Raw genomic sequence first — 23196 nt, 5'->3', positions numbered from 1 at the left:
AATTGAGCGATGATCGATCCCGTCCTTCTGCGCGAGAACCCCGACATCATCAGGCGTTCGCAGGAGGCACGGGGGGAGTCTCCCGAGACCGTGGATGCTGCGCTCGCCGCCGATGCGGAACGCCGCGCGGCGATCACGGAGTACGAGTCTCTGCGAGCGGAGCAGAACGCATTCGGCAAGCGTGTGGCATCCGCTCCGAAAGAGGAGAAGAGGGAGCTCGTCGCCCAGGCGCAGCAGCTCGCGGCGCGGGTGAAGGAAGCGCAGGCGCAGGCATCCGGTGCCGAGGAGCGCTTCGAGACCGCCGTTCGGCGCATCGGCAACGTGATCATCGATGGCGTGCCGGCCGGCGGTGAGGATGACTTCGTCACCCTGCGCGAGGTCGGGACGATTCCGACCTTCGACTTCGAGCCTCTCGACCATCTGGAGCTCGGCGAGAAGCTCGACGCGATCGACATGGCCCGGGGCGCCAAGGTGAGCGGCGCCCGCTTCTACTTCCTGAAGGGCGTCGGCGCGCGGCTGGAGATCGCGCTGATGAACTACGCGCTCGAGACAGCGTTGCAGAACGGGTTCACGCCGATGATCACGCCGACGCTGGCCAAGCCCGAGGTGATGCAGGGCACGGGGTTCCTGGGCGCGCACGCCGATGAGGTGTACCACCTCGGAACCGACGACCTGTACCTCACCGGCACGAGCGAGGTCGCGCTCGCCGGGTACCACGCCGACGAGATCATCGACCTGGCCGACGGTCCGCTTCGCTACGCGGGCTGGTCGACGTGCTACCGGCGCGAGGCCGGGAGCGGCGGCAAGGACACCCGGGGCATCATCCGGGTGCACCAGTTCAACAAGCTCGAGATGTTCGTCTACACGACCGAAGAGGATGCTCAGGCAGAGCACCTGCACCTGCTCGCGCTGCAGGAACAGCTGCTGCAGTCCCTCGGCCTGGCGTACCGGGTGATCGACACCGCCGCCGGCGACCTCGGATCGAGCGCCGCACGCAAGTACGACGTGGAGGCGTGGGTGCCGACGCAGGGGCGGTACCGGGAGCTGACATCCACCTCGAACTGCACCACGTTCCAGGCGCGACGCCTGCAGATCCGGTACCGCACCGAGAGCGGCAAGACCACGCCGGTGGCGACCCTGAACGGCACGCTGGCCACCACGCGCTGGCTCGTCGCCCTCCTCGAGACGCATCAGCAGGCGGACGGATCCGTCACGGTTCCCGAGGTGCTTCGGCCCTACCTCGGCGGCCTCGAGGTGCTGCGTCCGGTGACCGCATGACGGCGACGGCACGCAAGGCTGAAGGTTCGACGTCGTCAGAGGTGCAGGCATCCGATCGACTGCTCATCGCGCTCGACGTCGACGGAACCCTGCTGCACGAGGACGGGTCGGCATCCGACGCGGTGAAGGATGCCGTGCTCGCCGCCATCGACGCCGGTCACGAGGTAACACTGGCGACGGGCCGCAGCTGGGAGACCGCCCGTGACGTGCTGGCGGAGTTCGGGATGAAGCCCGAGTACGTCGTGTGCTCGAACGGCGCGGTGATCATGCAGCGCGACGCGGACGGCTATCGCCGGGCGATCGTGGAGACGTTCGACGCCCGGCCGGTGCTCGAGATGGTGCACGGCTTCCTTCCAGAGGGCAGCTACATGGTCGAGGAAGCCGACGGCACGCGGTACTACACGGAGGGGATGGACTCCTCGGGCTGGACGCTCGGGCCGGCCGATCCGGTGCCGTTCGAGCGGCTCGCGCGTGAGCCGGTCAGCCGCGTGGTGGTCGTCTCGCCGTCGCACGACGCCGAGGAGTTCCTCGGCATCGTCGAGCAGATGGGACTGCGCAAGGTCACGTACGCGGTCGGCTGGGCGGCGTGGCTGGACATCGCTCCCGAGGGCGTGAGCAAGGGCAGTGCGCTCGCCCGTGTGCTGGACCGGCTCGGATTGCCGACGGATGCCCTGCTCGTCGTCGGCGACGGACGCAACGACATCGAGATGTTCCGCCTGGCGCGATCCGGTGGCGGCCGCGCGGTCTCGATGGGTCAGGCGCCCGACGAGGTGAAGGCCGAGGCCGACGAGGTGACCGGCACGGTCGACGACGACGGGCTCGCAGACGTGCTGCTCTCGGTCGCGGCGAGCCGCGCACTGTGATCCGGCGTCGGCAGGCGCACTTCGACGTCGAGGCCGCCTTCCCGGCGTGCCGTCGCGGTGACCGTTCCGCCGTGGGCAGCGGTGATGGAACGGACGAGCGCCAGTCCGAGTCCGAACCCTTCGTGTCCGATGCGATCGTCACGCCTGGTGAAGGGGAGGAAGAGCCGTTCGACGTCGCCGGAGGGGATCTGCGGTCCCGTGTTCGAGACCCCCAGCAGGGCGGTATCGCCGTCGATTCCGGTCGTCACTGTGATCGTGCCCTCTGGCACGTTGTAACGCTCGGCGTTGTCGAGAAGGTTGCCCACGAGACGCTCGAGCAGCACGCGGTCGCCGACGACCGGTGCATCGTGCAGGCGCAACGTGGGTGTCGGCTCGCGACCCGCGCGATCGTCGATGCAGTCCTCGACGATGACCGCCAGGTCGAGCGGCTCCGCTCCGGCAGGCGCCTGCTCGTTGCGCGCCAGCGTGAGAAGTGCGTCGATGAGCCGCTCCGCACCATCGACCGCGCGGCGCACCTCGGTGCACATCGTCGCGGTCTCGTCCGCGGTGGGATGCTCCTTGGCGAGGAAGACGTCGATGGACGTGCGCATCACGGTCAGCGGCGTGCGCAGCTCGTGCCCGGCGTTGGCGATGAACTGTCGCTGCGCACCAAACGCCCGGTCGAGGCGGTCGAGCATGTCGTCGAAGGTGTCGGCGAGCTCGCGCAGCTCGTCGTGCCTGCCCTGAAGGGCGAGGCGGGCGGACAGCGTGTGCTCCGTCGCCTGTCTCGCCGCCGCCGTGAGCTGGTGCACGGGCCGCAGGATGCGCCCTGCGACGAACCACCCGAGCACCGCGGCGAGCACCGTCATGCACCCCAGCGTCAGCAGCGAGTACAGCAGGAGATTGTCGAGGGTGGCGACGCGTTGGGCGGCGGCACCGGCCTGCGCGGCGTCCGAGTACAGGGCAATGCACTTCTTCTTGGCGTCAGGCGGAATCGGCCCCTTCAGAGTCTGCTCGTGCTCACAGCGCTGGATCTGACTGTTCAGCTCTGTCGGTGAGAGCGATGATCCGCTGGCCACCGGGAACTGCAGCACCAGCACGTACATGACGGCGATCAGCGCCGCACCGCACACCAGGAAGAGCCCCGTATAGAGCAGGGTGAGCCGGGTGCGCGCGCTGATTCGCAGCCGCAGTCTCGCGAAGATCGCATTCATCGGCCGGTCACATCCGATACCCGACGCCCACGATGGTCTCGATCAACGGCGGCTCGCCGAGCTTGCGGCGCAGCCGTGCCACGGTCACCGCGACGATGTTGCTGAACGGGTCGATGTTGGCATCCCACACGTGCTCGAGAAGCTCCTCTGCGCTGACCACAGCTCCGTCGGCGCCGGCGAGGCGCTCGAGCACGCCGAACTCCTTGCGCGTGAGCGTGAGTGGATGCCCGCGACGGCTGACCCGGTGCCTGGCGCGGTCGACGACGAGGTCGCCCCTGCTGACGATCGGCGAGGCGCCGGGCCCCCGACGGTCGAGCGCCCGCAGCCTCGCGATGAGCTCGTGGAACGCGAACGGCTTGCCGAGGTAGTCGTCGGCCCCGAGTTCGAGCCCATCGACGCGATCGTCGACATCGGATGCCGCAGTCAGCATCAGAATTCGGCTCGGTGTCTGCGCCCTGACGAGCGTGCGACAGACCCGGTCGCCGTGAACGACGGGAAGGTCGCGGTCCAGCACGATCACGTCATAGTCGACGACGCCCGCCTGATCGAGGGCGGCCTGACCGTCGTAGACGGCGTCGACGGCCATCCCCGCATCGCGCAGGCCCTCCGCGATGCGGTCCGCCAGCGCGACGTGATCCTCGACGACGAGCACGCGCACACTCACATGATGCGCCGCGGGGCATGACATCCGTCTGACAGGAGGCGTTCCCGTGCTGTCATCGGCCCGCTGCTAGACCGGCCATATCCACCACAGCGAGGGAGCATGCCATGCGCACCAGATGGACGAAGGGGATGACGTTGGCGGTTCTGATCGGCGCCACGCTTCTGCTGTCCGCATGTTCGTCGCCTGCCGGCTCCACGGTTCCGACGCTCTCCGGCAGCACGGCCACGGCGGACCACGGTGCCTCAGGCACGAAGCAGAGCGGACGCCAGCATCCGCGGGTCGGGTACAGCGCGTCCCGCGTCGCCCAGTTGCACGCGGCCGCCCAGTGCCTGCGAGAGCACGGTGTGCCGGACTACCAGGATCCGGTGCTCACCGCCGACGGCCACGTGTTCACGGATGCCCGCAGCATCCAAGACGCCGAAGCCAAGATGTCGTCGGCGCAGCGCACAGCAGCGACAGCGGCGTTCGAGCAGGCGTGCGGCCACCTGTTCGCAGTCGCCGGCCTGCAACCGGATGACGAGTCTCCTGCGCCGCCGAAGCTCGTACAGGCGGGCGTGCGGGTCGCGCAGTGCCTGAGGGCTCACGGGCTGCCGAACTATCGGGACCCGACGAGTGAGACACCGTTCACACCAGGGCACGGCTTCGGGATCTCCGGCGACGAGCTGCCCAACAACGGCGCCCTCGGCAAGCAGGACCCGACCGTCAAGAACGCGTTCACGGCTTGTCGTTCCCTGCTCGATGCGGAGATCGCGGCGTCGACGATGAGCAGTCTCGCTCATGGCTGAGAAGCGGAGGGGCAGGATGCTCCTTGGTGTGCTCGGGGGCATCGTGGTGCTTGCGCTGGGCACGGGCGGTGCCTATTGGATGGCCTCCGGCAACCGTCCAGCGCCACGCCCCACCGTCTCGGTAGGGACGGCGACGGTCGTACGCACGACGCTCAGGACCACGACCCAGCTGTCGGCGACACTCGGCTACGCGGGCACGCAGGCGCTGCAGTCTCAGTCCGAAGGCGTCGTCACCGCACTTCCCGGGTTGGGCTCGATCGTCGAGCAGGGCCAGGAGCTCTACGAGGTGGACGGGCGAGCCGTCTATCTGTTCTACGGGACTCGCCCCGGCTGGCGGTCGTTCCAGCTTGGCATGACGCCCGGGCCCGACGTGCAGCAACTGGAAGCGGATCTCGCGGCACTCGGCTTCGGTGCAGGCATCACCGTCGACGACGACTTCACCTGGAACACCGAGCGCGGGATCCTTGCGTGGCAACGTGCCACCGGACAGGATGCGACCGGCAGCATCGCACTGGGCACGGTTCTGTTCGCGGCGGGACCGCTGCGCATCGCGGCCGACGGCGTTGAGCTGGGCGCCGCCACGGGGCCGGGCCAGCCCGTGCTGACGGCGACCTCGCCCGTGCCCGTCGTCACCGTCGATATCCCGACACTCCAGGTGCAGCTCGTGCATGTCGGCGACCATGTCACGGTCACGTTGCCCACCGGCCGCACCATCGCCGGCACGGTCACCGACGTCTCGGCCGTCGCGCAGGTGCAGAACAACGGTTCCGGAGATCAATCCGGAGGGCCTTCTCAGGCGACGGTACCTGCGCACATCGCCCTCGCCGACGGGTCGGATGCTGCGGGCTTCGATCAGGCGCCCGTCACGGTGAACGTGGTCGATCAGCAGGTGCACGACGCGCTCGCCGTTCCGATTACCGCGCTCGTGGCACTTTCGGGCGGCGGGTACGGCGTGTGGGTGGACGGGTCGCACGGACGACGGCAGCTCGTCGGCGTCGCGCCCGGGCTCTTCACCGACACGCTCGTGCAGATCACCGGTTCGGGGATCGAGCCAGGCCAGAAGGTCGAGGTTCCCGCGTCATGAGTGCACTGTTGAACCTCAACGGTGTGTCCAAGGTGTACCCGCCGCCCGCGGCCGTCGCAGCCGTCTCGGACATCACCTTCAGCGTCGGGGTCGGCGAGTCCGTGGCGATCACGGGGCCGTCCGGCTCCGGCAAGTCGACGATGCTGGGTCTCATCGGGACGCTGGAGAGACCGACATCCGGCTCGCTCTCCCTCGATGGGCAGGACCTGTCGAGGATGCCCGACCGCCAGCTCTCCGGGCTTCGCGCGTGGCGCATCGGCTTCGTCTTCCAGGAGTTCCACCTGCTCGAGCATCTGACCGTGCTCGAGAACGTCATGACGGGATTGCTGTACCGAGGGTGGACGACGAGACGCCGTCGCACAGCGGCGACCGCGGCGGTCGAGGCCGTCGGTCTCGCTGCGCGCTGCACGCATCGTCCGAGCCAGCTCTCCGGCGGGGAGCGCCAGCGCGTGGCGATCGCGCGGGCGATGGCTGGCGAACCGCGCATCCTGCTCGCCGACGAGCCGACCGGCAACCTGGACTCCGCCAACGGGCGCGCGGTCATGCGGCTCATCGCTTCTCTCGCCGATGCACGCACGACCGTCGTGGTGATCACCCACGATCCGGATGTCGCCGCGACGATGGGACGAGAGATCCGCCTGCGAGACGGACGAGTCGTCGCGGACAGCGGGCGGGCATGATGCCGGCTCGGCGCGAGGTCGAGGTAGCCGCCGGGTCCCGGATGCGCGCGGTCGACGCGCTGCGCGTCGGCGGCGACGGGCTGCGGACAAGGCGGATGCGGTCGGCTCTGTCCGCTCTCGGGATCGCGGTGGCGATCGGCGCCATCGTGGCAGTGCTCGGCCTCGCCTCCTCCGCGCAGACGCAGCTGCTCGACCAGCTCGGAAGGGAGTCGAACCTGCTCACGGTGGCGGCCGGGCAGGACTTCGGCGGCACCGCGCTGCCTCTCCCGTCGACGGCCGAGTCGATGGTGGCAGCGATTCCGCCCGTGCAGAACGTGACCGCGGTCGCATCCTTGACCGGCGTGACGGTGCGACGCAGTGCCGCGGTTCCGGCCATCGATACCGGCGGCATCACGGCGATGGCGGCGCAGGATTCCCTGCCCCGCACGGTCGGGGCATCCGTCATCGCCGGCCGGTTCCTCGACGCGGTGGCGCAGCGCTATCCGCTCGTCGTGCTGGGCTTTCAGGCGGCGAAGAACCTCGGCATCGAAACGCTCACCCCGCAGACGCAGGTGTACCTGGGCGGGAGGTACTTCACCGTGATCGGGCTGCTCGGGCCGGTCGGGGTGGCGCCGGAGCTCGACGAGGCGGCCCTCGTCAGCTTCCCTATCGCGACAGCCGACCTCGGACTCCAACAGGGAGCCAGCAGGCTCTATCTGCGTACTGATCCCGACCAGGTCGAAGCCGTCGCCGCCGTGCTCCCGTTCACGGCGTCGCCCGCACATCCTGAGGCGGTCGCCGTGCGCCGGCCGTCGGACATCCTCGCCGCGCGAGCGGCGGCGAAGACAAGCTTCGTGGGCCTCTACCTCGCGCTCGGAGCCGTCTCTCTGCTCGTCGGCGGAGTCGGCATCGCGAACACCATGGTCATCGCCGTTCTCGAGCGCCGCGGCGAGATCGGGTTGCGGCGCGCGGTCGGTGCACGGGGCATCCACATCGGTGCACAGTTCCTGCTCGAGGCAGCCGTTCTCGCCGCCATCGGTGGAATCGGCGGGGCCGGCCTCGGAGCGTTGGCGACCGCCGTGGTGGATCGGTTGGCGCACAACCCGCTCACGATCCCGCCGATCGTGCCGCTCGTGGGCTTCGGTGCGGCCATCGTCGTCGGTGTTCTCGCGGGAATCTATCCCGCGCTGCGGGCGGCTCGGCTGACACCGGCGGCCGCCTTGCGTTCCGGCGCGGAGTGACGTAACGATCACTGTTCTGATTGTTCGAATGCGTCACAAGCGGATGCACGCGATCGGCCGGTTGTGATCGTGGTCGAGTGTGGTCGCTCGCGTGCGCGGCGCTCTCCGTTCCGCTGAGGATGTCCAGGTCACGGGCATTCAAGGAGGAAACCCATGCTGCGATGTCTTCGAGCGACACGCGGAGCTGCTGCCAGCGCTGAAGGAACGACGAGGGGCCGTGTGCGGCGCCTGCTGTTCACGGCGGGTGTGGCCGCGGTCGCGCCGCCGCTCGGCGCGCTCGGTGCGGTGCCGGCGCACGCCGCAACGGTTCAGACGACCGGCACGGCGTACTACGCCGACTGCGGAGCGCCGGATGCGGGGGCCGACGGGAGTGCCGGGCATCCGTTCACCACGATCGCCGAGGTGAACGCGGTCGCCCTGAAGCCGGGCGACTCGGTGTTGTTCGCGCGCGGGTCGACGTGCACCGGGACGCTCACGCCGGACGGTTCGGGCACCGCGAACGCTCCGGTCGTGATCGGCGCGTACGGCACCGGTGCCGCGCCCGTCATCGACGGAGCCGGCGCCCACGACGCGGTTCTTCTGCAGAACATCGACCATGTGACGGTGCAGGATCTCGCGATCACCAATGCGGCGAACCCCGGCACCGAGCGCAACGGCATCCGCATCTCGCTGACCGACTTCGGCAAGGCGAGCGGATACGTGTTGCAGCGGTTGGACATCCACGACGTGCTCGGTGACGACAACAAGGGACTGACCGGGTCGGCGGGCATCCAGGTCGGGATCGGCGGCCGGACGACGCCGACGTGGATCGACGGGCTGCAGATCCGGGACAACACGATCACGAACGTGGGTCGTGAAGGCATCTACTTCAAGTCGACCTGGAACAAGCGGCCGGAGGTCGGCACGCAGGACACCAGCGGCCTCGGCCCGTGGACGCCGAGCACCGGCGTCGTGATCGCGGGCAACACGATGAAGAGCATCGCGGGCGACGGCATCAAGGTCGACACCACGAAGGGCGCGGTGATCGAGCACAACACGCTCGCCGGATTCCAGCTGCGCTCGAACGCCAACAACGCCGGCATCTGGCCGTTCAACTCCGACGACACGCTCGTGCAGTACAACGACGTGTCCGGTGGCGGCAACAACCACGACGGGATGTCGTTCGACGCCGACGGCGGGTCGCAGAACACCGTGTTCCAGTACAACTACAGCCACGACAACGGCGGCGGGTTGCTGCTGGTCTGCCCGTACTCCGGCGCGTGGACGTGGGGAACGGTGTTCCGCTACAACGTGAGCTACAACGACGCCGCGCGCGTGTTCCAGCTGTGCCCCGGCAACATCCAGAAGACGCAGATCTACAACAACACGATCGTGGACGAGTCCGCGTCGCCGACGTACTTCCTGCAGGACGACAACAGCACCAGCCGCGGCGTCACGTTCAGCGACAACATCATGGTGAACCGCAACGCATCGATGGGTGTTCAGGTGCGCGGCCCGGGGCTCTCGTTCGACCACAACCTGTTCATCGGCGTGGCCGGCGTGCCCGCCAACGCGGACGGATCCACGAACCCGGGCGGGGTCGCCGCCGATCCCGGCTTCGTCGACGAGACGCACGAGCCGAGCGGTCTCGACGACCTGGGCAGCCTGAAGCTTCGCCAGTTCTCGCCGGCATTCCGGGCCGGCGTCGCGGTGCCGGACAACGGCGGACGCGACATCTACGGCACGCCCGTTCCGGCCACCGGGCCGGTCAACATCGGCGCATACCAGGGGACCGGCGTGCACGCCGAGCCCTCCGCGGTCATCCGGATGCCGGCAGTCGCGGCTGCAGCCGGGCTCCCGGTCACCGTGAACGCGACGGCGACGTTCTGGGCCGCCCAACCGACGCAGGATGCAGCGGCCACGCTGTCGGCGCCCGCCGGGTGGAAGGTCACCCCGGTCGACGACACCGTGCCGGATGGGCTCAAGTCGGGAGCGACGGCGTCGCTCTCGTGGAAGGTGACGCCGCCGGATGACGCGACATCCGGGAGCGCGCAGCTGAAGGCATCCGTCTCTGATGGTCGTGGCGTACTCGGATCGGTCACGACCACCGTGCAGGTGCGCTCTCTGTACAAGGACATCGAGTCGGCCTTCAACGACGTGGCGATCACCGCCGACGGCGCCGACCCGTACACCGGGGATCTGGCGCTGAGCCGCAGCAGCCTCTCGTCGAACGACCTGCAGAAGGTGAAGGGCATCGCGCCCGGTGCGACCGTGCAGGGCTCGAAGGTGACCTACACCTGGCCGCAGTTCACGCCCGGCCAGAAGAACGCCGTGTGGTCGCTGGGGCAGAGCATTGCGCTGTCGGGCAAAGGCGATTCGCTCGGGCTTGTGGTGTTCGGGGTGAACGCGTATCCGACTCCGGTCTCGGGGACCGCTTCCGTCACATACACCGACGGCACCTCGAGCACCTTCACACTCGCGGCGGGCGACTACTACTACAACAAGCCGGCGGCCGGGAACACACTGTTCACCACGATGGACTACCGCAACACGCCCACCGGCAAGGGCAACGGCCCGTTCAGCCTGTTCGAGAGCACGATTCCGCTCGAGGGCTCGAAGCAGGTGGCCTACGTGACGCTGCCCGACCTGCGGCCGTACGCAGACGGCAAGACCCCCGGGCTGCTCGTACTGGCGATGGCCGTCGGGGGAGGGTCCGCGGGGTAGCGGCGGGTCGGCAGTGCTCGACCTTGCCGCCACACAAATCGGCATCCGCGACAGAAGAATCGTGTAGCGGATGCCGATTCCTGTAGCGCGTCGCTCGAGTCCGGGCCATGCGCCTGCTTCGGTGTCATACCTCCGGCGGCATATATGATGTAGCTTTACATCATGCTTCGCACGCAGATCTCGCTCACGGTCGAGGAACGCCGGCTCCTCGACCGTGAAGCGGCGCGCACTGGGCGTTCCATCTCCGCACTCATCCGCGATGCCGTCTCGTGGAGATACGGGCCGGAGACGGACGCGGATGCCGATCTTCGCGCCATCGACGCCGCGTTCGGTGCGTGGAATGAGCACGCGATCGACGGTGAGGAGTATGTCGAGGGACTTCGTTCGGGCCGACGGCTGCGAGACGCGACCTCGACATGATGGTGGTCGTCGACACCTCGGTGCTCATCGACGTTCTTAGAGGAGAGCGGGAAGCGGCCCGAGTGCTCCGCGAGTCGCGTGAGGCCGGTCCGTTGCACTCCAGCGAGATCGTCAAGCTGGAAATCCTGGCGGGTATGCGCCCGCCCGAAGAAGCGGCGACGCGCGGGTTGCTCGGCGCGTTCACATGGCATCCCGTGGACGAAGAGGTCGCCGAGATCGCGGGTGAACTCGGGAGGAAATGGCTCCCGCGCAACCGGGGAATCGATTCTGCAGACCTCGCGATCGCCGCGACAGCGATCGCACTCGACGCGCGGCCATTGACGAGGAACGTCAAGCACTTCCCGATGTTCGCGGACTTGTCGGCGCCGTACTGAGGATCTCGTCAGCGCACCGCGACATCGAGGCGGGCCAGGTCGAACGCGCCGTCACTGGCGAAGACGCCGACGCGTCCCGTCTCGAGGTCGTATACCCGGGTGCTCAGCGCCACCGCCTCGTCGACCACAGCGACCAGGATGTCGTGGTCGAGATGCACCTGAACGGTGTGGCGTCCGGCGGGCAGCGCGACCGGCCACTCGAGCTCAGCGACGTGCGGAACATCCCCATGGATCTGCCACTGCTCGCCCCCGGTACGACCGCGCGGCCACCTGTCGAAGACGAGCCGCCCGCGCATCGGCTCCAGCCGCAGGATGTACGCGTGTTCACCGTCCTCCGACGCGCGCACGAGCAGTCCGCACGCATGCGTGCCGGCGTGGATGTCGAACTCCGCCGTGACAAGAGCCTCCCGCGGCAGCTCGGGACCCAGCCACGCGCTGTACCGGGTGCGAGCGCCTGCGCCTGGGCTAGCATCCGCTTCGTCGAGCGGCGTCAGCGTATCGAGGATGCTCGTAGCGCCGGCTTCCGGCAGACCCGACTCGTGCAGCTGGACCACCGACCGAGGCAGTCCGAACCCGAGCGTCCCATCCGCTCGCTGAGTGGCACGCAGCACCGACATCGTGCCCGCCCACTGCCACGCGCCGTCGTCACGATCGCCCTCGCGGGTGGCGATCCATCCGATGAAGAAGCGCTCGCCGCCCAGCTCGATCGTCTTCGACGCGTAGAACGCGCGGCCGTCGACCGTGTCGTGCTCGGGCGCCAGCCACGGGACGTCCGGGCTCTTCGCCATGCGGTACCTGGTCTGGAACGAGTCGGAGAACTCCGAGTAGACGAGGTACCACCACTCGCCCCAGCGGAACACGTCGGGGCACTCCTGCGTGATGAAGCGCCGCGCGTCCCAGAACGGCTCTGCGGGGCGCCACGCGATCAGGTCGTCGCTGACCAGCCGGGCGACGACGCCGGAGCGGCGATACGGGGCATCCGTACGGCGTGCGGCAAGCAGCATCTGCCACTGCGCATCCGGTGCGGGCCGGAACACGAATGGATCACGCCAGTCCTCGGCCGCAAAGCCGCCGAAAGCGCCGAATGTCCACTCCGGATGCTTCGTCCACCGCCCGGGGTCGCCGTCGGATGTCGCGTGGCAGACCACCTGCAGATCGCCGTGCGCGCTGCGCACCTCGGGATTGTGGCCGGTGTAGAACAGGTGCAGCGCGCCGTCGTCACCGGTCACGACGCTGCCGGTGTAGCAGTCGAAGTCCGCGGCGGCGTGCCCACCGGACGGCAGCACGACACCCTGGTCGTCGAACCGGGTGAAGTCGGTGGTCGTGACGGCGGCCCACGGCATCCCGGTCACGCGATCGGCGGGCTCGGTGACGGCCCGCTCGTCGAGCAGGTAGTACAGCCAGGCCGTGCCCTCGTGCTCGAACGGGATGACGTCGCCGACGAAGCCTCCGGGCGGCCGGAAGTGCGTGCTGGGCGTCCTCGTCACGAACGGTCCTTCGGAGCCGCGAGCGAGCCTCGGGGCACATAGGTGCATGGGATCAGCCGGGTGCCCTGCGGCTCCGCGTCTGCGAGCAGCAGCTCGCCGGCGGTGAGGCCCATCTGGAGGTGCGGCAGCGCCACGGTGGTCAGGGGCGGATGCAGCTGGTCGGCGATGTCGGGCTGGTCATCGAATCCGACGATGCTGACGTCGCCGGGGCAGTCGAGCCCGGCGGCGTGAGTGGCCATCAGAGCGCCGACGGCCATCCGGTCGTTGCCGCAGATCAGCGCCGTCGGCCTGTCCTCCGACAGCGCCCTCAGCGCCAGGTCGTAGCCGGAGTGCACGTGGTAGTCGCCGTGCTCGCGACGGACGCTCGCGGGGTCGATCCCCGCGTCGCGAGCCGCATCCGTAAGCCCGCGCTCGCGTTCCTTGCACGCGTAGTCGTCGGCCGGTCCGCCCAGGTAGACGACCCGGCGGTGTCCGGCCGCGAAGGTGGCAGCAGCGGCGTCGCGTCCACCCTGATACTCGTCGGCGAGGATCTGCGGGGCATCCTTCGCGTTGTCGGCCCAGCAGTTGACGAAGATGGTGCGAACGTCTGCCTCAGTGACGGCTGCGTGGATCGGCTCGGGTCCGGGCGCCGCGTAGATCAGACCGGCGACTCCCTGCGCGATGAGGTTGTGCACGGCGGCGTCGACGGCGTCTGGCGTCTCCGAGGTCTCGACCACGAAACACACATAGCCGGCAGGCTGCACCGCTTGCTGCACACCGAGCACGATCTGGCCGGCATAGGGCTGGGAGACGATGCGATTGGCGATGACCGCGACGGTGTACGACTTGTTCGATCGGAGCGCCCTCGCTGCCCGGTTGGGGTGGAAGTTGAGGTCCTTCGCCGCCTGCAGCACCCGAGCCCGAGTCTCGTCGGCCACCGAGACATCCCTACGGTCGTTGAGCACGAACGAGACCGTGGGCTGGGAGACGCCGGCGCGCTTCGCGACGTCCTTCATGGTCACGCGGCGCTGGTCACGGCCCTGCTCGGCAGCGGCCGTCGAAAGCGACGGCGGCCGCTTCTTGTTGTCGGGCATCCTCGCTCCTTCGGTCGCGGCGATGTAACCATCTTGTCACGAAACCAATACGTATTGCTATCGCGATCGAATGCGAGTTATGCTGCACCGGCAAATACGTATTGGTACGGATGCCTGCCACGGCGGCAACACCGATACGACCCCTCAGAACAACAGCCCAAACCACAACAGCACCACACAACAAACCGCTCAGAGAGGAGCGAACTATGACCGGCAGCTTCGGCCCGACCATGGATCGTCGAACGCTACTGAAGCTCGGCGGCGCCGGGCTGGCCATGACGGGACTCGCGTCCCTGGCCGCCTGCTCGTCGTCGTCCGGAGGAGGCGGGGGCAAGAACGCCTCTGCCACGCTCAAGATGCTCTACTTCGGCCAGCAGAGCGCAGCGACCACGCTGCAGAAGGCGCTCGAGCCGCAGATCAAGAAGATCGACAAGAACGCGAGCCTCGAGATCACGGGCATCAACGGCACCGATTGGAACGACTTCATCGCCAAGGTGCTGACGCAGATCGCTTCCGGCGCAGCTCCCGACCTCGTGAGCGTCGCCACCGAGGGTCTGCAGCAGATGGCGGCCAAGCAGATGATCGTGCCGCTCGACGACTACGTCACCAAGGACATGAGTTCGCTGAAGAGCTACTTCGACGATGTGCATCCTGCACTCGTCGAGTCGATGATGTACCAGGGCCACCTGTATGAGCTCACCGACAGCTTCAACGCGGGCAGCATGTTCTACAGCACCGGCCTCTACTCGAAGGCCGGGCTCTCGGCGCCATCCGCGAACTGGACGATGGATGAGTTCCACAACAACGCGGAGAAGATCGCGGCTCTCGGATCCAACACCAACGCCTTCGACTGGGTGGTGCGGCTCTGGGGCAGCTGGACCTCGTTCCTCTACGCCAATAACGGCAACCTGCTCACCGAGGGCAAATACTCCGGCGGCGATTGGCTCTGGAAGAAGGCGTACGCCAACAACCCGCTCGCCAAGGGCAGGGGCGGCGGCTTCAAGTGGGGTGCGCCGACCGCGAACTCCGCGCCGGCCGTCGAGGCTCTGGAATACGTCATCGAACTGCAGAAGGCCAACCTTTCGCCGTCGCCCGACGTCGGAGGCGGCGGGACGCTGCAGGGCCTGTTCGCCTCCGGCCGCATCGGCATGACGATCGGTGGCGGCTTCTGGGCGGGCGGCCTGCACAACGCCGGCATGAAGGACGGAACGTTCGACGTCGCGCCGTTCCCGACCTGGAAGAGCAACAGGTCGCTGTTCGGCGCCGGCGGCTACGGCATCTTCAACACGTCCAAGAACAAGGACCTTGCCTGGGAGGTCGTCAAGATGCTCGTTCAGCCCGAGACCTTCGACCTTGTGTTCCCGGGCAACGTCACGACGCCGGCCCGCAAGTCGCTGATGACCGCAGAGCGCTACAAGACCACGGGCCCGGAGCACTGGTCGGTGTTCTGGGATCAGCTGGACGGCTCCGTGCCGATCTCGGCCCCGCCGTACTACCAGGCGCTCGCGACCTCGCTCAATCAGCGCACGACCCAGGCCATCTCGAGCGGAAACGCCAAGGCGGCGCTCGACGGCATGCAGTCCGACCTTGAGAAGGCTCAGGCGAATTCCTGATGACCGCCACAGCTGAAAGCGCGCAAGAGATTGCGCGCATGGCGAGCTCCCACCGGTCCTCCCGCCGCCCAGGTGCGCGGCGGGAGGCCAGGCGGCAGGCGACATTCGGCTACTTGATGATCGGCCTGGCGGTGGTCTTCGTCGCCGTCTTCACGTTCATCCCGATCCTCGTGTCGCTCGGGCTCTCGTTCTTCTCGTGGGATGTCATCACCCCGCCTCAGTTCGTCGGTTTCAAGAACTTCGCGAGGCTCTTCTCCGACGATCAGGTGCTGTCGTCGTTCGGCGTCACGATCCTGCTCGCCATCGGGATCGTCGTGCTGCAGATCGCGCTCGGACTGCTGCTGGCCGTGCTGGTCAACAACCGCAAGCACAAGTGGACGAAGGCGCTCTTCCGCACCACGTTCTACCTGCCGCTGCTGGCATCCACCGCCGCGGTCTCGATCTTCATGGGCTACCTGTTCGACGCCAAGTTCGGGCTCATCAACTACTACCTCGGCGAGCTCGGCATACCCGCGGTGCCGTGGTTGGTGAATCCGACGACCGCGCAGATCACGATGATCATCATCGTGGTGTGGCAGCAGGTGGGCTTCACGTTCGTGCTGTTCGTGGCATCCCTCACCTCGGTGCCCACCGACGTGCTGGAGGCGGCGTCGATCGACGGCGCGGGCCCGTGGCGCACGCTGTTCCGCATCAAGATCCCGCTGATCAGCCCGACCATCCTGTTCGCGACGGTCGTGGCCATGATCAACGCGATGCAGCTGTTCGACCAGCCGTTCATCATGACCAAGGGCGGTCCAGGAACGGCGACCACGACGGCGACCATCTCGATGTACCAGACCGGCTTTCAGAACCTCCAGTTCGGGTACGCGTCGGCCATCGCCATTCTGCTGCTGGTGATCATCCTGCTGATCACGGGCATCCAATTCCTCGCCGCCCGAAAGCTGGTGTTCTACCAATGACCACGCTCGAAGTCTCCAGCACAGTCCGCGCAGCGGGCCGACGCCGGCGCCCCATCCTGAAGGTGGGAAGCATCGCCGGAATGGTCGTGCTTATCGTCGGCGCGATCTTCGCCTTCGGTCCGCTGCTCTGGACGCTCAGCACCTCGCTGCGCACGCCCGCCGCGGCGTTCTCGAACCCGCCGCAGTGGATCCCGACGGACTGGGATTTCGGCAACTACGTGGCCGTGTTCAACCAGATTCCGATCGGGCAGTTCTTCGTGAACAGCGTGATCGTCACGGTGCTCATCGTGGTCGGGCAGACCGTCACGTGCACCCTGTCGGGCTACGCGTTCGCGATGATCTCGTTCCCGGGCAAGAACACCATCTTCGGCGTCTTCCTCGCGACCATGATGGTGCCGCTGCAGACGATCATCATCCCGGTGTTCATCATCGTGAAGATGCTCGGGCTGAGCGACTCGCTCGGTGCGCTCATCATCCCGGCGCTCGGCAGCGCGTTCGGCACCTTCCTGATGCGCCAGTACTTCATGCAGATGCCGCGCGAGCTCGGTGAGGCGGCCCGCATCGACGGCGCCACGCAGTTCGGCGTGTTCTGGCACGTCTACGCGCGCATGGCATCGCCGGCGATCGCGACCCTGGCCATCCTGAACTTCTCCGGCTTCTGGGCGGAGTTCTACCGGCCTCTGATCTTCCTGAACTCGCAGGACCACTTCACCTTGCCGCTCGGCCTCGTCGGACTGCAGGGCAACCTCGGCACCGGGTCGATCTCGATCGTGCTGGCCGGTGTCATCCTCGCGATGATCCCGAGCGTTCTGCTGTTCGTCTTCGCCCAGCGGTACTTCATCGAGGGCGTCACGGCGGGCTCGTTCCGCTGAGCCGTACCGCCCGCATCCACCACCCTCGCTAGGAGTCTGCTCCGATGACCGACCTGCATCCGCATCATCGCCCCGCGTTCCACATCAGCCCGCCGCGCGGCTACCTCAACGACCCCAACGGGCCGATCGAGCTGGCGGGCCTGCTGCACCTCTACTTCCAGTCGCGGTCGTTGGCCGACCTCGCCGTGCCGGTGGAGTGGGGGCACGCGACCACGACCGACCTCGTCCACTGGACGCTGCACCGGCCCGCGATGAGCCCCCTTCCCGGCGGGCTGGACTCGGAAGGATGTTGGTCGGGCAACTCGATGGTCGACGGCGATCGGGTGCGTGCGTACTACTCGGGCCACGTACACGGCCGGCCGCTCGAGCACATCGTCACCGCGGTGAGCGATGAGAACGGTACGAACTTCGGGCCGCCGACGCGGCTTCTCGACGATCCCAACCCGGCGGAGGGCATCCGCATGTTCCGCGATCCGTTCGTATGGACGGATGCCGGCGGCTGGCACATGGCGGTCGGCTCGGTCGCCGAGGGGGGCCTGGCGGCGATCCGCCACTACCGCTCGCGGGACGGCCTGGACTGGAGCTACGACGGACACCTCGCTGAACTGCAGCGCACGCTCGTCGCGGACGACGCCCGGCCGATCGACACCGGTGAGGGCTGGGAGTGCCCCCAGGTCGTTCGCGTCGACGGGCGCGAGGTGGCCGTGGTGTGCTCGTGGTCGTTCGCGGACGGCCCGGACGGTGTGCTCGCCTTCCCGCTCGACGGCACGCCGGAGCCGCGCCGGGTCGACGACGGGCACGACTTCTATGCGCCGTCAGTGCTGCGCGAGAGCTCGTACGGTCCGCTGCTCTTCGGCTGGATCATGGAGGGCCGCGACTCCGCCTGGTGGCACCAGGAGGGATGGTCGGGTGCCATCGCGCTGCCGCGCCACGTGTGGCTGGCGCCTGACGCCGCCGGCGTCGCCCGGCTCTGCACCGAGCCTCACCCCGCCCTCGTCGAGCTGCGCGCAGGGGATGTCCGCCCCGCGCACGGCGCCGTGCTCGCGGCCCAGTCCGAGCTCGTCGTGCTCGCTGGCGTGAGCGGTCGGATCCGGCTGCGCTTCGGTGTCGACGAGTGGGTCGACGTCGATCTGGACCGGGAGGCGGGGACGGTCGCGATCGACACGGATCACGCCAGTACGGATGCCCGGGCGCGCGGCGGCCGCGCCGTTGCCTCGGGTGCCTTCGACGAGGCATCCGCTCGCCCCGCTCTCCGGCTGTTCCTCGACGGGTCGGTGATCGAGGCGTTCACCAGCGCCGGCCGCTCGCTGACCACCCGCGCCTACCCGCTGAGCGGGTCGGGCTGGAGTGTTGAGGCGCCGGACGGCGTGTTGATCTGGAACCTCGAGGCGGCGGTGACGACCGAGGAGGAGGCGCCCGCGGTGGCCGCGCTGCCCTGATCGGTCTGGCCCTTATAAGAGGGTGTTTGTTACCCTCGATTCTTGAGTGCTCCGCACGAACCGGAGCTCTCCCCGCCCCCGACCCGCTGCGGTGTGCGCGATGCGAGCGCCGTGACATCCGGATTCCATGACTGCTTACCCCACTCGACGCGCCGCTCGTGAGGCCGCCTCGGCGGGACGTGCTGTGCGCGGGCGCCGTCGCACGGCGGCTGTTCCGATCGAGGATGTGTGGCCCAGCCGGGTGCGGCACCGCGCTCCGGCGAAGGAGTGGCGTTCGCGCGGTCGCGTGACCGCTGCAGCGGCGGCGGCCGTGTTCCTGGCGGGCAGCGCGATGGTGGCGATCCCGGCGAACGCGGCCACCGGAACAACGGGCACGGTGTATGCGGACCAGTTGCTTGCCAACACGCAGTCGCTGCACGTCTCAGCCCATGTTGCGCAGGCCGCGGTCGAGCAGCCGAAGTACAACTCGGCGGGATTCACCCGCCCGGACGGCTCGGCCGCCATCACGGTCGGCGGTACGACGAACGTCGACTGGGCGGCGCTCGTGCTGCAGGACGGCAAGTTCCCCGTGACGCCGAACAACCTCACCGTGATGCTGCAGTGGATGGACTCCGAGAACGACCCGCACAGCTGGTGGTTGCGCAACAATCCACTGAACAACGGGCTGGGCTCGGGCGGTGGAGCCGGCTTCGGCAGCTACGACAACCTCACGATCGCGGCCTCGTACGTCGCGCAGCAGCTTCGACGCGACCTGTTCTCGGGCATCGCGCAGGCTTTCGACTCGAACGCGGCGGTCTCGGTCAGCGTGCAGGCGATCATCAACTCGCCGTGGGCCGGCGGGCACTACAACTACGGCGCCATCTGGCACTCGGTCGACGTGCCGATCGTGTCGGCGCCGTCCGGCGACTGGTAGGTCGCGGCATCGCCGGTCCCGCCTAGCATGACGGCGTGACCGAACCGCACCGTCTCACTCGCGAGGAGGCGCGTCGCATCGCGGTGCGCGCCCAGCTGCTGGATGCCTCGCGTCCGGTCGACCTGCTCGACACCGTGCGCAGGCTCACGCTCGTGCAGTACGAGCCGACCGCCGCCGTCGCACCGAGCGCCGACCTCGTGCTGTGGAGCCGGCTCGGCCGCTTCTACCGGCCCGACGATCTGCAGCGTGCACTGGCATCCCACGTGATCGTGGAGCTGCGCAGCATGATGCGCCCGGCACACGACGTCGCGCTGTATCGCGCCCAGATGGCGGCGTGGCCGGGTGAGGATGCCCCTGGATGGGCGCGCGCCCAGGCAGCATGGGTGGCGACGAACGACGCGCTGCGGCGGGACATCCTCGACCGTATCCGGCACGGTGGCCCGATGATCTCGCGCGACCTGCCCGACGAGAAGTGCGTGAAGCCGTGGCAGTCCAGTGGATGGAACACGGGCCGCAACTCGGCCATGATGCTCGAGCTCATGGAGCAGCGCGGCGAGGTGGCGGTGGCTGGCCGGCTCGGCCGGGAGCGCCAGTGGGATCTCGCCGAGCGCGTCTACCCCGACGATCCGGTGGTGCCGCTGGAGGATGCTCTGCGCGAGCGCCGCGCTCGCCGCCTCCGGTCGCTGGGGATCGCACGGGCCCGCACCGCCCAGACGCAGTTCGAGCCGATGGGTGTCGGCGACGCCGGCGAGCCTGCGGTGATCGATGGTGTGCGAGGCACGTGGCGGGTGGATCCGGCCGGGCTCGGTCATGACTTCGAGGGCCGCACGGCGATCCTGTCTCCGTTCGATCGGCTGGTCTTCGACCGCAAGCGTCTTGCCGAGCTCTTCGACTTCGATTACCAGCTGGGCATATACAAACCAGCGGCGCAGCGACAGTTCGGCTTCTACGCGCTCCCGGTGCTGCACGGCGACCGCCTGGTCGGCAAGGTGGATGCGACGAGCGAGGTGCCGGCATCCGTTCTGCGGGTGCACCGGGTGTACGAGGACGAGCCGTTCCCGCCGGAGTTGAAGGATGCCTTGCGTACAGAACTCGAGAGCCTCGCCGAGTTGTTGCGTCTGCGACTGGAATTCGAGTAGCGGCGCTCCCTCGGTAGACTCGGCGGCTGGAGGGCTGTCCGAGCGGCCGATGGAGCCGGTCTTGAAAACCGGTGGGCGGAAACGCCTCGTGGGTTCGAATCCCACGCCCTCCGCCACATGTACGGTTCGGCCCGGCACCCGAATTCCATACCATTCCGCCCGCGCGGTCGTCAGGACGAGCCGGCACCCCAGCTGACTGTGCCGTCCGTTGCCCATGTCACCGTCACGGTGACCGGGAATCCGTCCTTCTCGCCGGCGCCATCTTTAGTGAGTTGCAGTCCGAGTCGCGCGATGTGGTCCAATGTGCCGCATGACTCGGCCGTTCGGATGCCGTCGTCGACCACGACGAGACAGTATTCGTGGTCTAGACGTACGGCCGCATAGATCGCGTCCTGCATGTTGGCGGTACCGGTGAGCGGCCGAAAGGAAGAAGCTTCGAATCCTTTCGTCACAGCATTCGGCAAGGGGCCAGCGTGTGGTTCTTCGGCGAAGAAGCGGTCGACCGCTAGAAGGGTCGCACCTTCGTCGCCCTGACCACGCAGTGCGGATGTGCCCGATTGCGTCGTGCTGTCCGCCGCGTCAGCAGTGTCACGGTGCCGCACCGGCCCGAACGTGATCGTGAGAGCGGCGCCGGCCGCAAGCCCCAGCACCAATCCGAGAGCGCCCCAACCGTACAGTCGACGGCACTGTGACACATGCCGGGAATCGGAGCGGCCCCGCTCATCCATCAAAGACACCTCCCTCCCATGATCGACCGCGTCCTCTAGCCGCACGCTAACGCAGGTCGGGGAGCGGTCAGGAGACCCGTACTAACGTCGACTGCCACCCCGTCGATCCGTTCGGTGCGATGGGGGTGTGCTTCTCCTCCTGCAACCTTCCTGAGCGGTCGGTCGCCCGCACCGCCAAGGTGTGGGATCCGCTCGTCGCGTTCCAGTCGAGCGACCACTGCACCCAGGTGTCGGCGTTGATCGCGGGGGCGAGCGTGGCTTCCTGCCAGGAGGCGCCGTCGATTTGGACCTCGACCTTGCCGATTCCGACGGTCTGCGCCCAGGCGACGCCCGCGATCTTCGTAGGGCCCGCCGAGAGCGGCCGATCGAGGCGCGGGGTATCGATGCGGCTGGAGAGTTTGATCGGGGCCTTCGGGCTGTAACCGCGGGGCGTCCAGTACGCCTGGTCGGCAGCGAACGTCGTGACCTTCAGTTCCGTGAGCCACTTGGTCGCCGAGACATAGCCGTAGAGCCCGGGAACGACCATCCTGACGGGGAAGCCATGCTCCAGCGGCAGCGGCTCGCCGTTCATCCCGACCGCCAGGATGGCGTCACGGTTAGGGTCGGTGAGCGCCGTCAGCGGCGTGCTCGCAGTGAATCCGTCGACGCTGCGGGACAGGACCATGTCGGCGCCGTGCCGAGGGCGGGCTCGGGCGAGCACCTCCCGCACGGGCACACCCAACCAGCCGGCGTTGCCGATGAGGTTCCCACCCACCTCGTTTGAGACGCAGGTGAGCGTGATCGCGTACTCGTGGAGACCCATCGCCAGGAGATCATCGAAGGTGAGATCGACGTGCTGCTCGACCATCCCGTCCACTGTCAGCCGCCAGGTGGACGGGGCGACCGAAGGGACAGTGAGGGCGGTGTCCACCCGATAGAAGTCGGCGTTGGGGGTGAACAGTGGGGAGAGATTCTTCAGGTGGAGATCGGCGCCGGCGGGAACCTTCACTCGATTGGCAGGTGCCGGCAGCTTCAGCGCGGCGCGGACGGCGGCGATGGAGGAGGTCGCGGCCGAGCCGATGCGGGATCCAACGCCGGCGAGTACGGCGGCCGCGGCTGCCGCGCCCGTGAGCAGCAGGAAGCGACGCCGGTCGACGCCAGCCGGTCTGTCGGTGTCGGGGGCACACCGCCAGTGGCGGAGCACGTCGATGATGACGTGCACGCTCGCGGCTCCGACGAATGCGCCGATCGCCGGGGGCAGGAACGCGAGCGCGCTCGCGTCGGCTCTCGTCACGGTGGCAGCGACCGCCGCCGCTCCGCCCAGCAGGAACAGTGCAGCACCCGCCCAACGTCGCCACAGCTCGAGGATGCCGGCAATCGCGGCTGCCACCAGAGCGGCGGCTCCCACGGTGGTGAGCAGGAACGCCTTGTCGTTGGATCCGAACAGCTCGATGGCGAGCTCCTTCGCCCAGCGCGGGACGATGTCGACCACGAACGACCCGACTGCGATCAGCGGACTCGCGTCTCGCGCGGCGACAAGTGCGACCACTTCAGCAACGGTGACGAAGAGCGCACCGCTTACCGCCCCTGCCAGCGCAGCCCACCCGCCGGCCGCGATGTGTGTTCTTCTGGTGCTCACGAAGATCGTTCGGTGCGAGGACGGCGACCGGATTGGCGATCAACGCAATTCGGGACCCTTGAACCTGAGGCGCATGTCGAAGACCTCTGCA

The 23196-nt window shown here is 68.1% G+C and carries 21 protein-coding genes and 1 tRNA gene; 16 read left to right on the top strand and 6 right to left on the bottom strand.

Annotated features, from left to right (window positions below):
- Positions 1-9 precede the first annotated feature (9 nt).
- Together serS and ACTHNC_RS15065 are read left to right on the top strand one after the other, a co-directional pair.
- A complete protein-coding gene (serS, locus tag ACTHNC_RS15070; protein WP_440295434.1) occupies positions 10-1278 on the top strand; it encodes a serine--tRNA ligase in 1269 nt (422 codons plus the stop codon).
- Positions 1275-2141, top strand: a complete 867-nt coding sequence (locus ACTHNC_RS15065) for an HAD family hydrolase (protein ID WP_440295433.1) — start codon at positions 1275-1277, stop codon at positions 2139-2141. Before serS ends, ACTHNC_RS15065 begins: the two co-directional genes overlap by 4 nt.
- Here the strand turns inward: ACTHNC_RS15065 and ACTHNC_RS15060 are convergent.
- Together ACTHNC_RS15060 and ACTHNC_RS15055 are read right to left on the bottom strand one after the other, a co-directional pair.
- Complete coding sequence (locus ACTHNC_RS15060) at positions 2033-3334, bottom strand: sensor histidine kinase (RefSeq protein WP_440295432.1); 1302 nt, start codon at positions 3332-3334, stop codon at positions 2033-2035. The genes ACTHNC_RS15065 and ACTHNC_RS15060 overlap by 109 nt on opposite strands.
- 7 nt (positions 3335-3341) lie before the next feature.
- A complete protein-coding gene (locus tag ACTHNC_RS15055) occupies positions 3342-3992 on the bottom strand; it encodes a response regulator transcription factor (RefSeq protein ID WP_440295431.1) in 651 nt (216 codons plus the stop codon).
- 110 nt (positions 3993-4102) lie between these two features.
- Between ACTHNC_RS15055 and ACTHNC_RS15050 the strand changes: the two genes are divergently transcribed.
- The 7 genes from ACTHNC_RS15050 to ACTHNC_RS15020 all read left to right on the top strand — a co-directional run bounded on the left by ACTHNC_RS15050 (position 4103) and on the right by ACTHNC_RS15020 (position 11264).
- On the top strand, positions 4103-4783 hold the full coding sequence (locus tag ACTHNC_RS15050; RefSeq protein ID WP_440295430.1) for a hypothetical protein: 681 nt from the start codon (positions 4103-4105) through the stop codon (positions 4781-4783).
- Positions 4776-5867 carry a peptidoglycan-binding protein gene (locus ACTHNC_RS15045; RefSeq protein ID WP_440295429.1) on the top strand — a complete coding sequence of 364 codons (1092 nt, stop codon included), beginning with the start codon at positions 4776-4778 and terminating at the stop codon, positions 5865-5867. The genes ACTHNC_RS15050 and ACTHNC_RS15045 overlap by 8 nt, the downstream gene beginning before the upstream one ends.
- A complete protein-coding gene (locus tag ACTHNC_RS15040) occupies positions 5864-6547 on the top strand; it encodes an ABC transporter ATP-binding protein (RefSeq protein ID WP_440295428.1) in 684 nt (227 codons plus the stop codon). The genes ACTHNC_RS15045 and ACTHNC_RS15040 overlap by 4 nt, the downstream gene beginning before the upstream one ends.
- A complete protein-coding gene (locus tag ACTHNC_RS15035; protein WP_440295427.1) occupies positions 6544-7767 on the top strand; it encodes an ABC transporter permease in 1224 nt (407 codons plus the stop codon). The genes ACTHNC_RS15040 and ACTHNC_RS15035 overlap by 4 nt, the downstream gene beginning before the upstream one ends.
- A gap of 219 nt (positions 7768-7986) precedes the next feature.
- The gene (locus ACTHNC_RS15030; RefSeq protein WP_440295426.1) at positions 7987-10470 is read left to right on the top strand and encodes a right-handed parallel beta-helix repeat-containing protein; all 2484 of its coding nucleotides are present in this window, start codon (positions 7987-7989) and stop codon (positions 10468-10470) included.
- Between the two features lie 162 nt (positions 10471-10632).
- Positions 10633-10890 carry a CopG family transcriptional regulator gene (locus ACTHNC_RS15025; protein WP_440295425.1) on the top strand — a complete coding sequence of 86 codons (258 nt, stop codon included), beginning with the start codon at positions 10633-10635 and terminating at the stop codon, positions 10888-10890.
- Positions 10887-11264, top strand: coding sequence for a PIN domain-containing protein (locus tag ACTHNC_RS15020; protein WP_440295424.1), 378 nt, complete (start codon positions 10887-10889; stop codon positions 11262-11264). The genes ACTHNC_RS15025 and ACTHNC_RS15020 overlap by 4 nt, the downstream gene beginning before the upstream one ends.
- Before the next feature lie 8 nt (positions 11265-11272).
- On the opposite strand, the gene ACTHNC_RS15015 is transcribed toward ACTHNC_RS15020, so the two are convergent.
- Positions 11273-12751, bottom strand: a complete 1479-nt coding sequence (locus ACTHNC_RS15015; protein ID WP_440295423.1) for a GH32 C-terminal domain-containing protein — start codon at positions 12749-12751, stop codon at positions 11273-11275.
- Entirely contained in the window at positions 12748-13824 is a 1077-nt protein-coding gene (locus ACTHNC_RS15010; protein WP_440295422.1) for a LacI family DNA-binding transcriptional regulator, read from the bottom strand. The genes ACTHNC_RS15015 and ACTHNC_RS15010 overlap by 4 nt, the downstream gene beginning before the upstream one ends.
- A 206-nt stretch (positions 13825-14030) precedes the next feature.
- On the opposite strand from ACTHNC_RS15010, the gene ACTHNC_RS15005 reads away from it, so the two are divergent.
- From ACTHNC_RS15005 to ACTHNC_RS14975, 7 genes are all read left to right on the top strand, one after another.
- Positions 14031-15437 (top strand): ABC transporter substrate-binding protein, encoded by a 1407-nt coding sequence (locus tag ACTHNC_RS15005; RefSeq protein WP_440295421.1) that lies wholly within the window; start codon positions 14031-14033, stop codon positions 15435-15437.
- A 38-nt stretch (positions 15438-15475) separates the two neighbouring features.
- Positions 15476-16396 carry a carbohydrate ABC transporter permease gene (locus tag ACTHNC_RS15000; protein WP_440295420.1) on the top strand — a complete coding sequence of 307 codons (921 nt, stop codon included), beginning with the start codon at positions 15476-15478 and terminating at the stop codon, positions 16394-16396.
- Positions 16393-17268, top strand: a complete 876-nt coding sequence (locus ACTHNC_RS14995; protein ID WP_440295419.1) for a carbohydrate ABC transporter permease — start codon at positions 16393-16395, stop codon at positions 17266-17268. Before ACTHNC_RS15000 ends, ACTHNC_RS14995 begins: the two co-directional genes overlap by 4 nt.
- A 44-nt stretch (positions 17269-17312) precedes the next feature.
- Positions 17313-18707: a glycoside hydrolase family 32 protein gene (locus ACTHNC_RS14990; protein ID WP_440295418.1), complete on the top strand. Its 1395-nt coding sequence runs from the start codon at positions 17313-17315 to the stop codon at positions 18705-18707.
- Positions 18708-18834: 127 nt separating this feature from the next.
- Positions 18835-19620 (top strand): hypothetical protein, encoded by a 786-nt coding sequence (locus ACTHNC_RS14985; protein ID WP_440295417.1) that lies wholly within the window; start codon positions 18835-18837, stop codon positions 19618-19620.
- A 35-nt stretch (positions 19621-19655) separates the two neighbouring features.
- On the top strand, positions 19656-20759 hold the full coding sequence (locus ACTHNC_RS14980) for a DNA glycosylase AlkZ-like family protein (RefSeq protein ID WP_440295416.1): 1104 nt from the start codon (positions 19656-19658) through the stop codon (positions 20757-20759).
- A 28-nt stretch (positions 20760-20787) separates the two neighbouring features.
- A tRNA-Ser gene (locus ACTHNC_RS14975) sits at positions 20788-20875 on the top strand.
- Between the two features lie 54 nt (positions 20876-20929).
- Here ACTHNC_RS14975 and ACTHNC_RS14970 read toward each other — a convergent pair.
- Both ACTHNC_RS14970 and ACTHNC_RS14965 read right to left on the bottom strand, forming a co-directional pair.
- A complete protein-coding gene (locus ACTHNC_RS14970; RefSeq protein ID WP_440295415.1) occupies positions 20930-21487 on the bottom strand; it encodes a hypothetical protein in 558 nt (185 codons plus the stop codon).
- A gap of 67 nt (positions 21488-21554) precedes the next feature.
- A complete protein-coding gene (locus tag ACTHNC_RS14965; RefSeq protein WP_440295414.1) occupies positions 21555-23105 on the bottom strand; it encodes a molybdopterin-dependent oxidoreductase in 1551 nt (516 codons plus the stop codon).
- Between the last annotated feature and the right edge of the window lie 91 nt (positions 23106-23196).

Source organism: Humibacter sp., assembly GCF_051954055.1.
GTDB lineage: Bacteria > Actinomycetota > Actinomycetes > Actinomycetales > Microbacteriaceae > Humibacter.
The sequence above is the reverse complement of the archived record's forward strand: the minus strand, read 5'-3'. Positions and strand labels throughout refer to the sequence as shown.

What these genes read in the sequence shown, in the direction of transcription:
- serS (WP_440295434.1), top strand. Translation starts at nt 10, where the DNA reads ATGATCGATCCCGTCCTTCTGCGCGAGAACCCCGACATCATCAGGCGT.
- ACTHNC_RS15065 (WP_440295433.1), top strand. Translation starts at nt 1,275, where the DNA reads ATGACGGCGACGGCACGCAAGGCTGAAGGTTCGACGTCGTCAGAGGTG.
- ACTHNC_RS15060 (WP_440295432.1), bottom strand. Translation starts at nt 3,334, where the DNA reads ATGAATGCGATCTTCGCGAGACTGCGGCTGCGAATCAGCGCGCGCACC.
- ACTHNC_RS15050 (WP_440295430.1), top strand. Translation starts at nt 4,103, where the DNA reads ATGCGCACCAGATGGACGAAGGGGATGACGTTGGCGGTTCTGATCGGC.
- ACTHNC_RS15045 (WP_440295429.1), top strand. Translation starts at nt 4,776, where the DNA reads ATGGCTGAGAAGCGGAGGGGCAGGATGCTCCTTGGTGTGCTCGGGGGC.
- ACTHNC_RS15040 (WP_440295428.1), top strand. Translation starts at nt 5,864, where the DNA reads ATGAGTGCACTGTTGAACCTCAACGGTGTGTCCAAGGTGTACCCGCCG.
- ACTHNC_RS15035 (WP_440295427.1), top strand. Translation starts at nt 6,544, where the DNA reads ATGATGCCGGCTCGGCGCGAGGTCGAGGTAGCCGCCGGGTCCCGGATG.
- ACTHNC_RS15025 (WP_440295425.1), top strand. Translation starts at nt 10,633, where the DNA reads ATGCTTCGCACGCAGATCTCGCTCACGGTCGAGGAACGCCGGCTCCTC.
- ACTHNC_RS15020 (WP_440295424.1), top strand. Translation starts at nt 10,887, where the DNA reads ATGATGGTGGTCGTCGACACCTCGGTGCTCATCGACGTTCTTAGAGGA.
- ACTHNC_RS15010 (WP_440295422.1), bottom strand. Translation starts at nt 13,824, where the DNA reads ATGCCCGACAACAAGAAGCGGCCGCCGTCGCTTTCGACGGCCGCTGCC.
- ACTHNC_RS15005 (WP_440295421.1), top strand. Translation starts at nt 14,031, where the DNA reads ATGACCGGCAGCTTCGGCCCGACCATGGATCGTCGAACGCTACTGAAG.
- ACTHNC_RS15000 (WP_440295420.1), top strand. Translation starts at nt 15,476, where the DNA reads ATGGCGAGCTCCCACCGGTCCTCCCGCCGCCCAGGTGCGCGGCGGGAG.
- ACTHNC_RS14995 (WP_440295419.1), top strand. Translation starts at nt 16,393, where the DNA reads ATGACCACGCTCGAAGTCTCCAGCACAGTCCGCGCAGCGGGCCGACGC.
- ACTHNC_RS14990 (WP_440295418.1), top strand. Translation starts at nt 17,313, where the DNA reads ATGACCGACCTGCATCCGCATCATCGCCCCGCGTTCCACATCAGCCCG.
- ACTHNC_RS14985 (WP_440295417.1), top strand. Translation starts at nt 18,835, where the DNA reads ATGACTGCTTACCCCACTCGACGCGCCGCTCGTGAGGCCGCCTCGGCG.
- ACTHNC_RS14970 (WP_440295415.1), bottom strand. Translation starts at nt 21,487, where the DNA reads ATGGATGAGCGGGGCCGCTCCGATTCCCGGCATGTGTCACAGTGCCGT.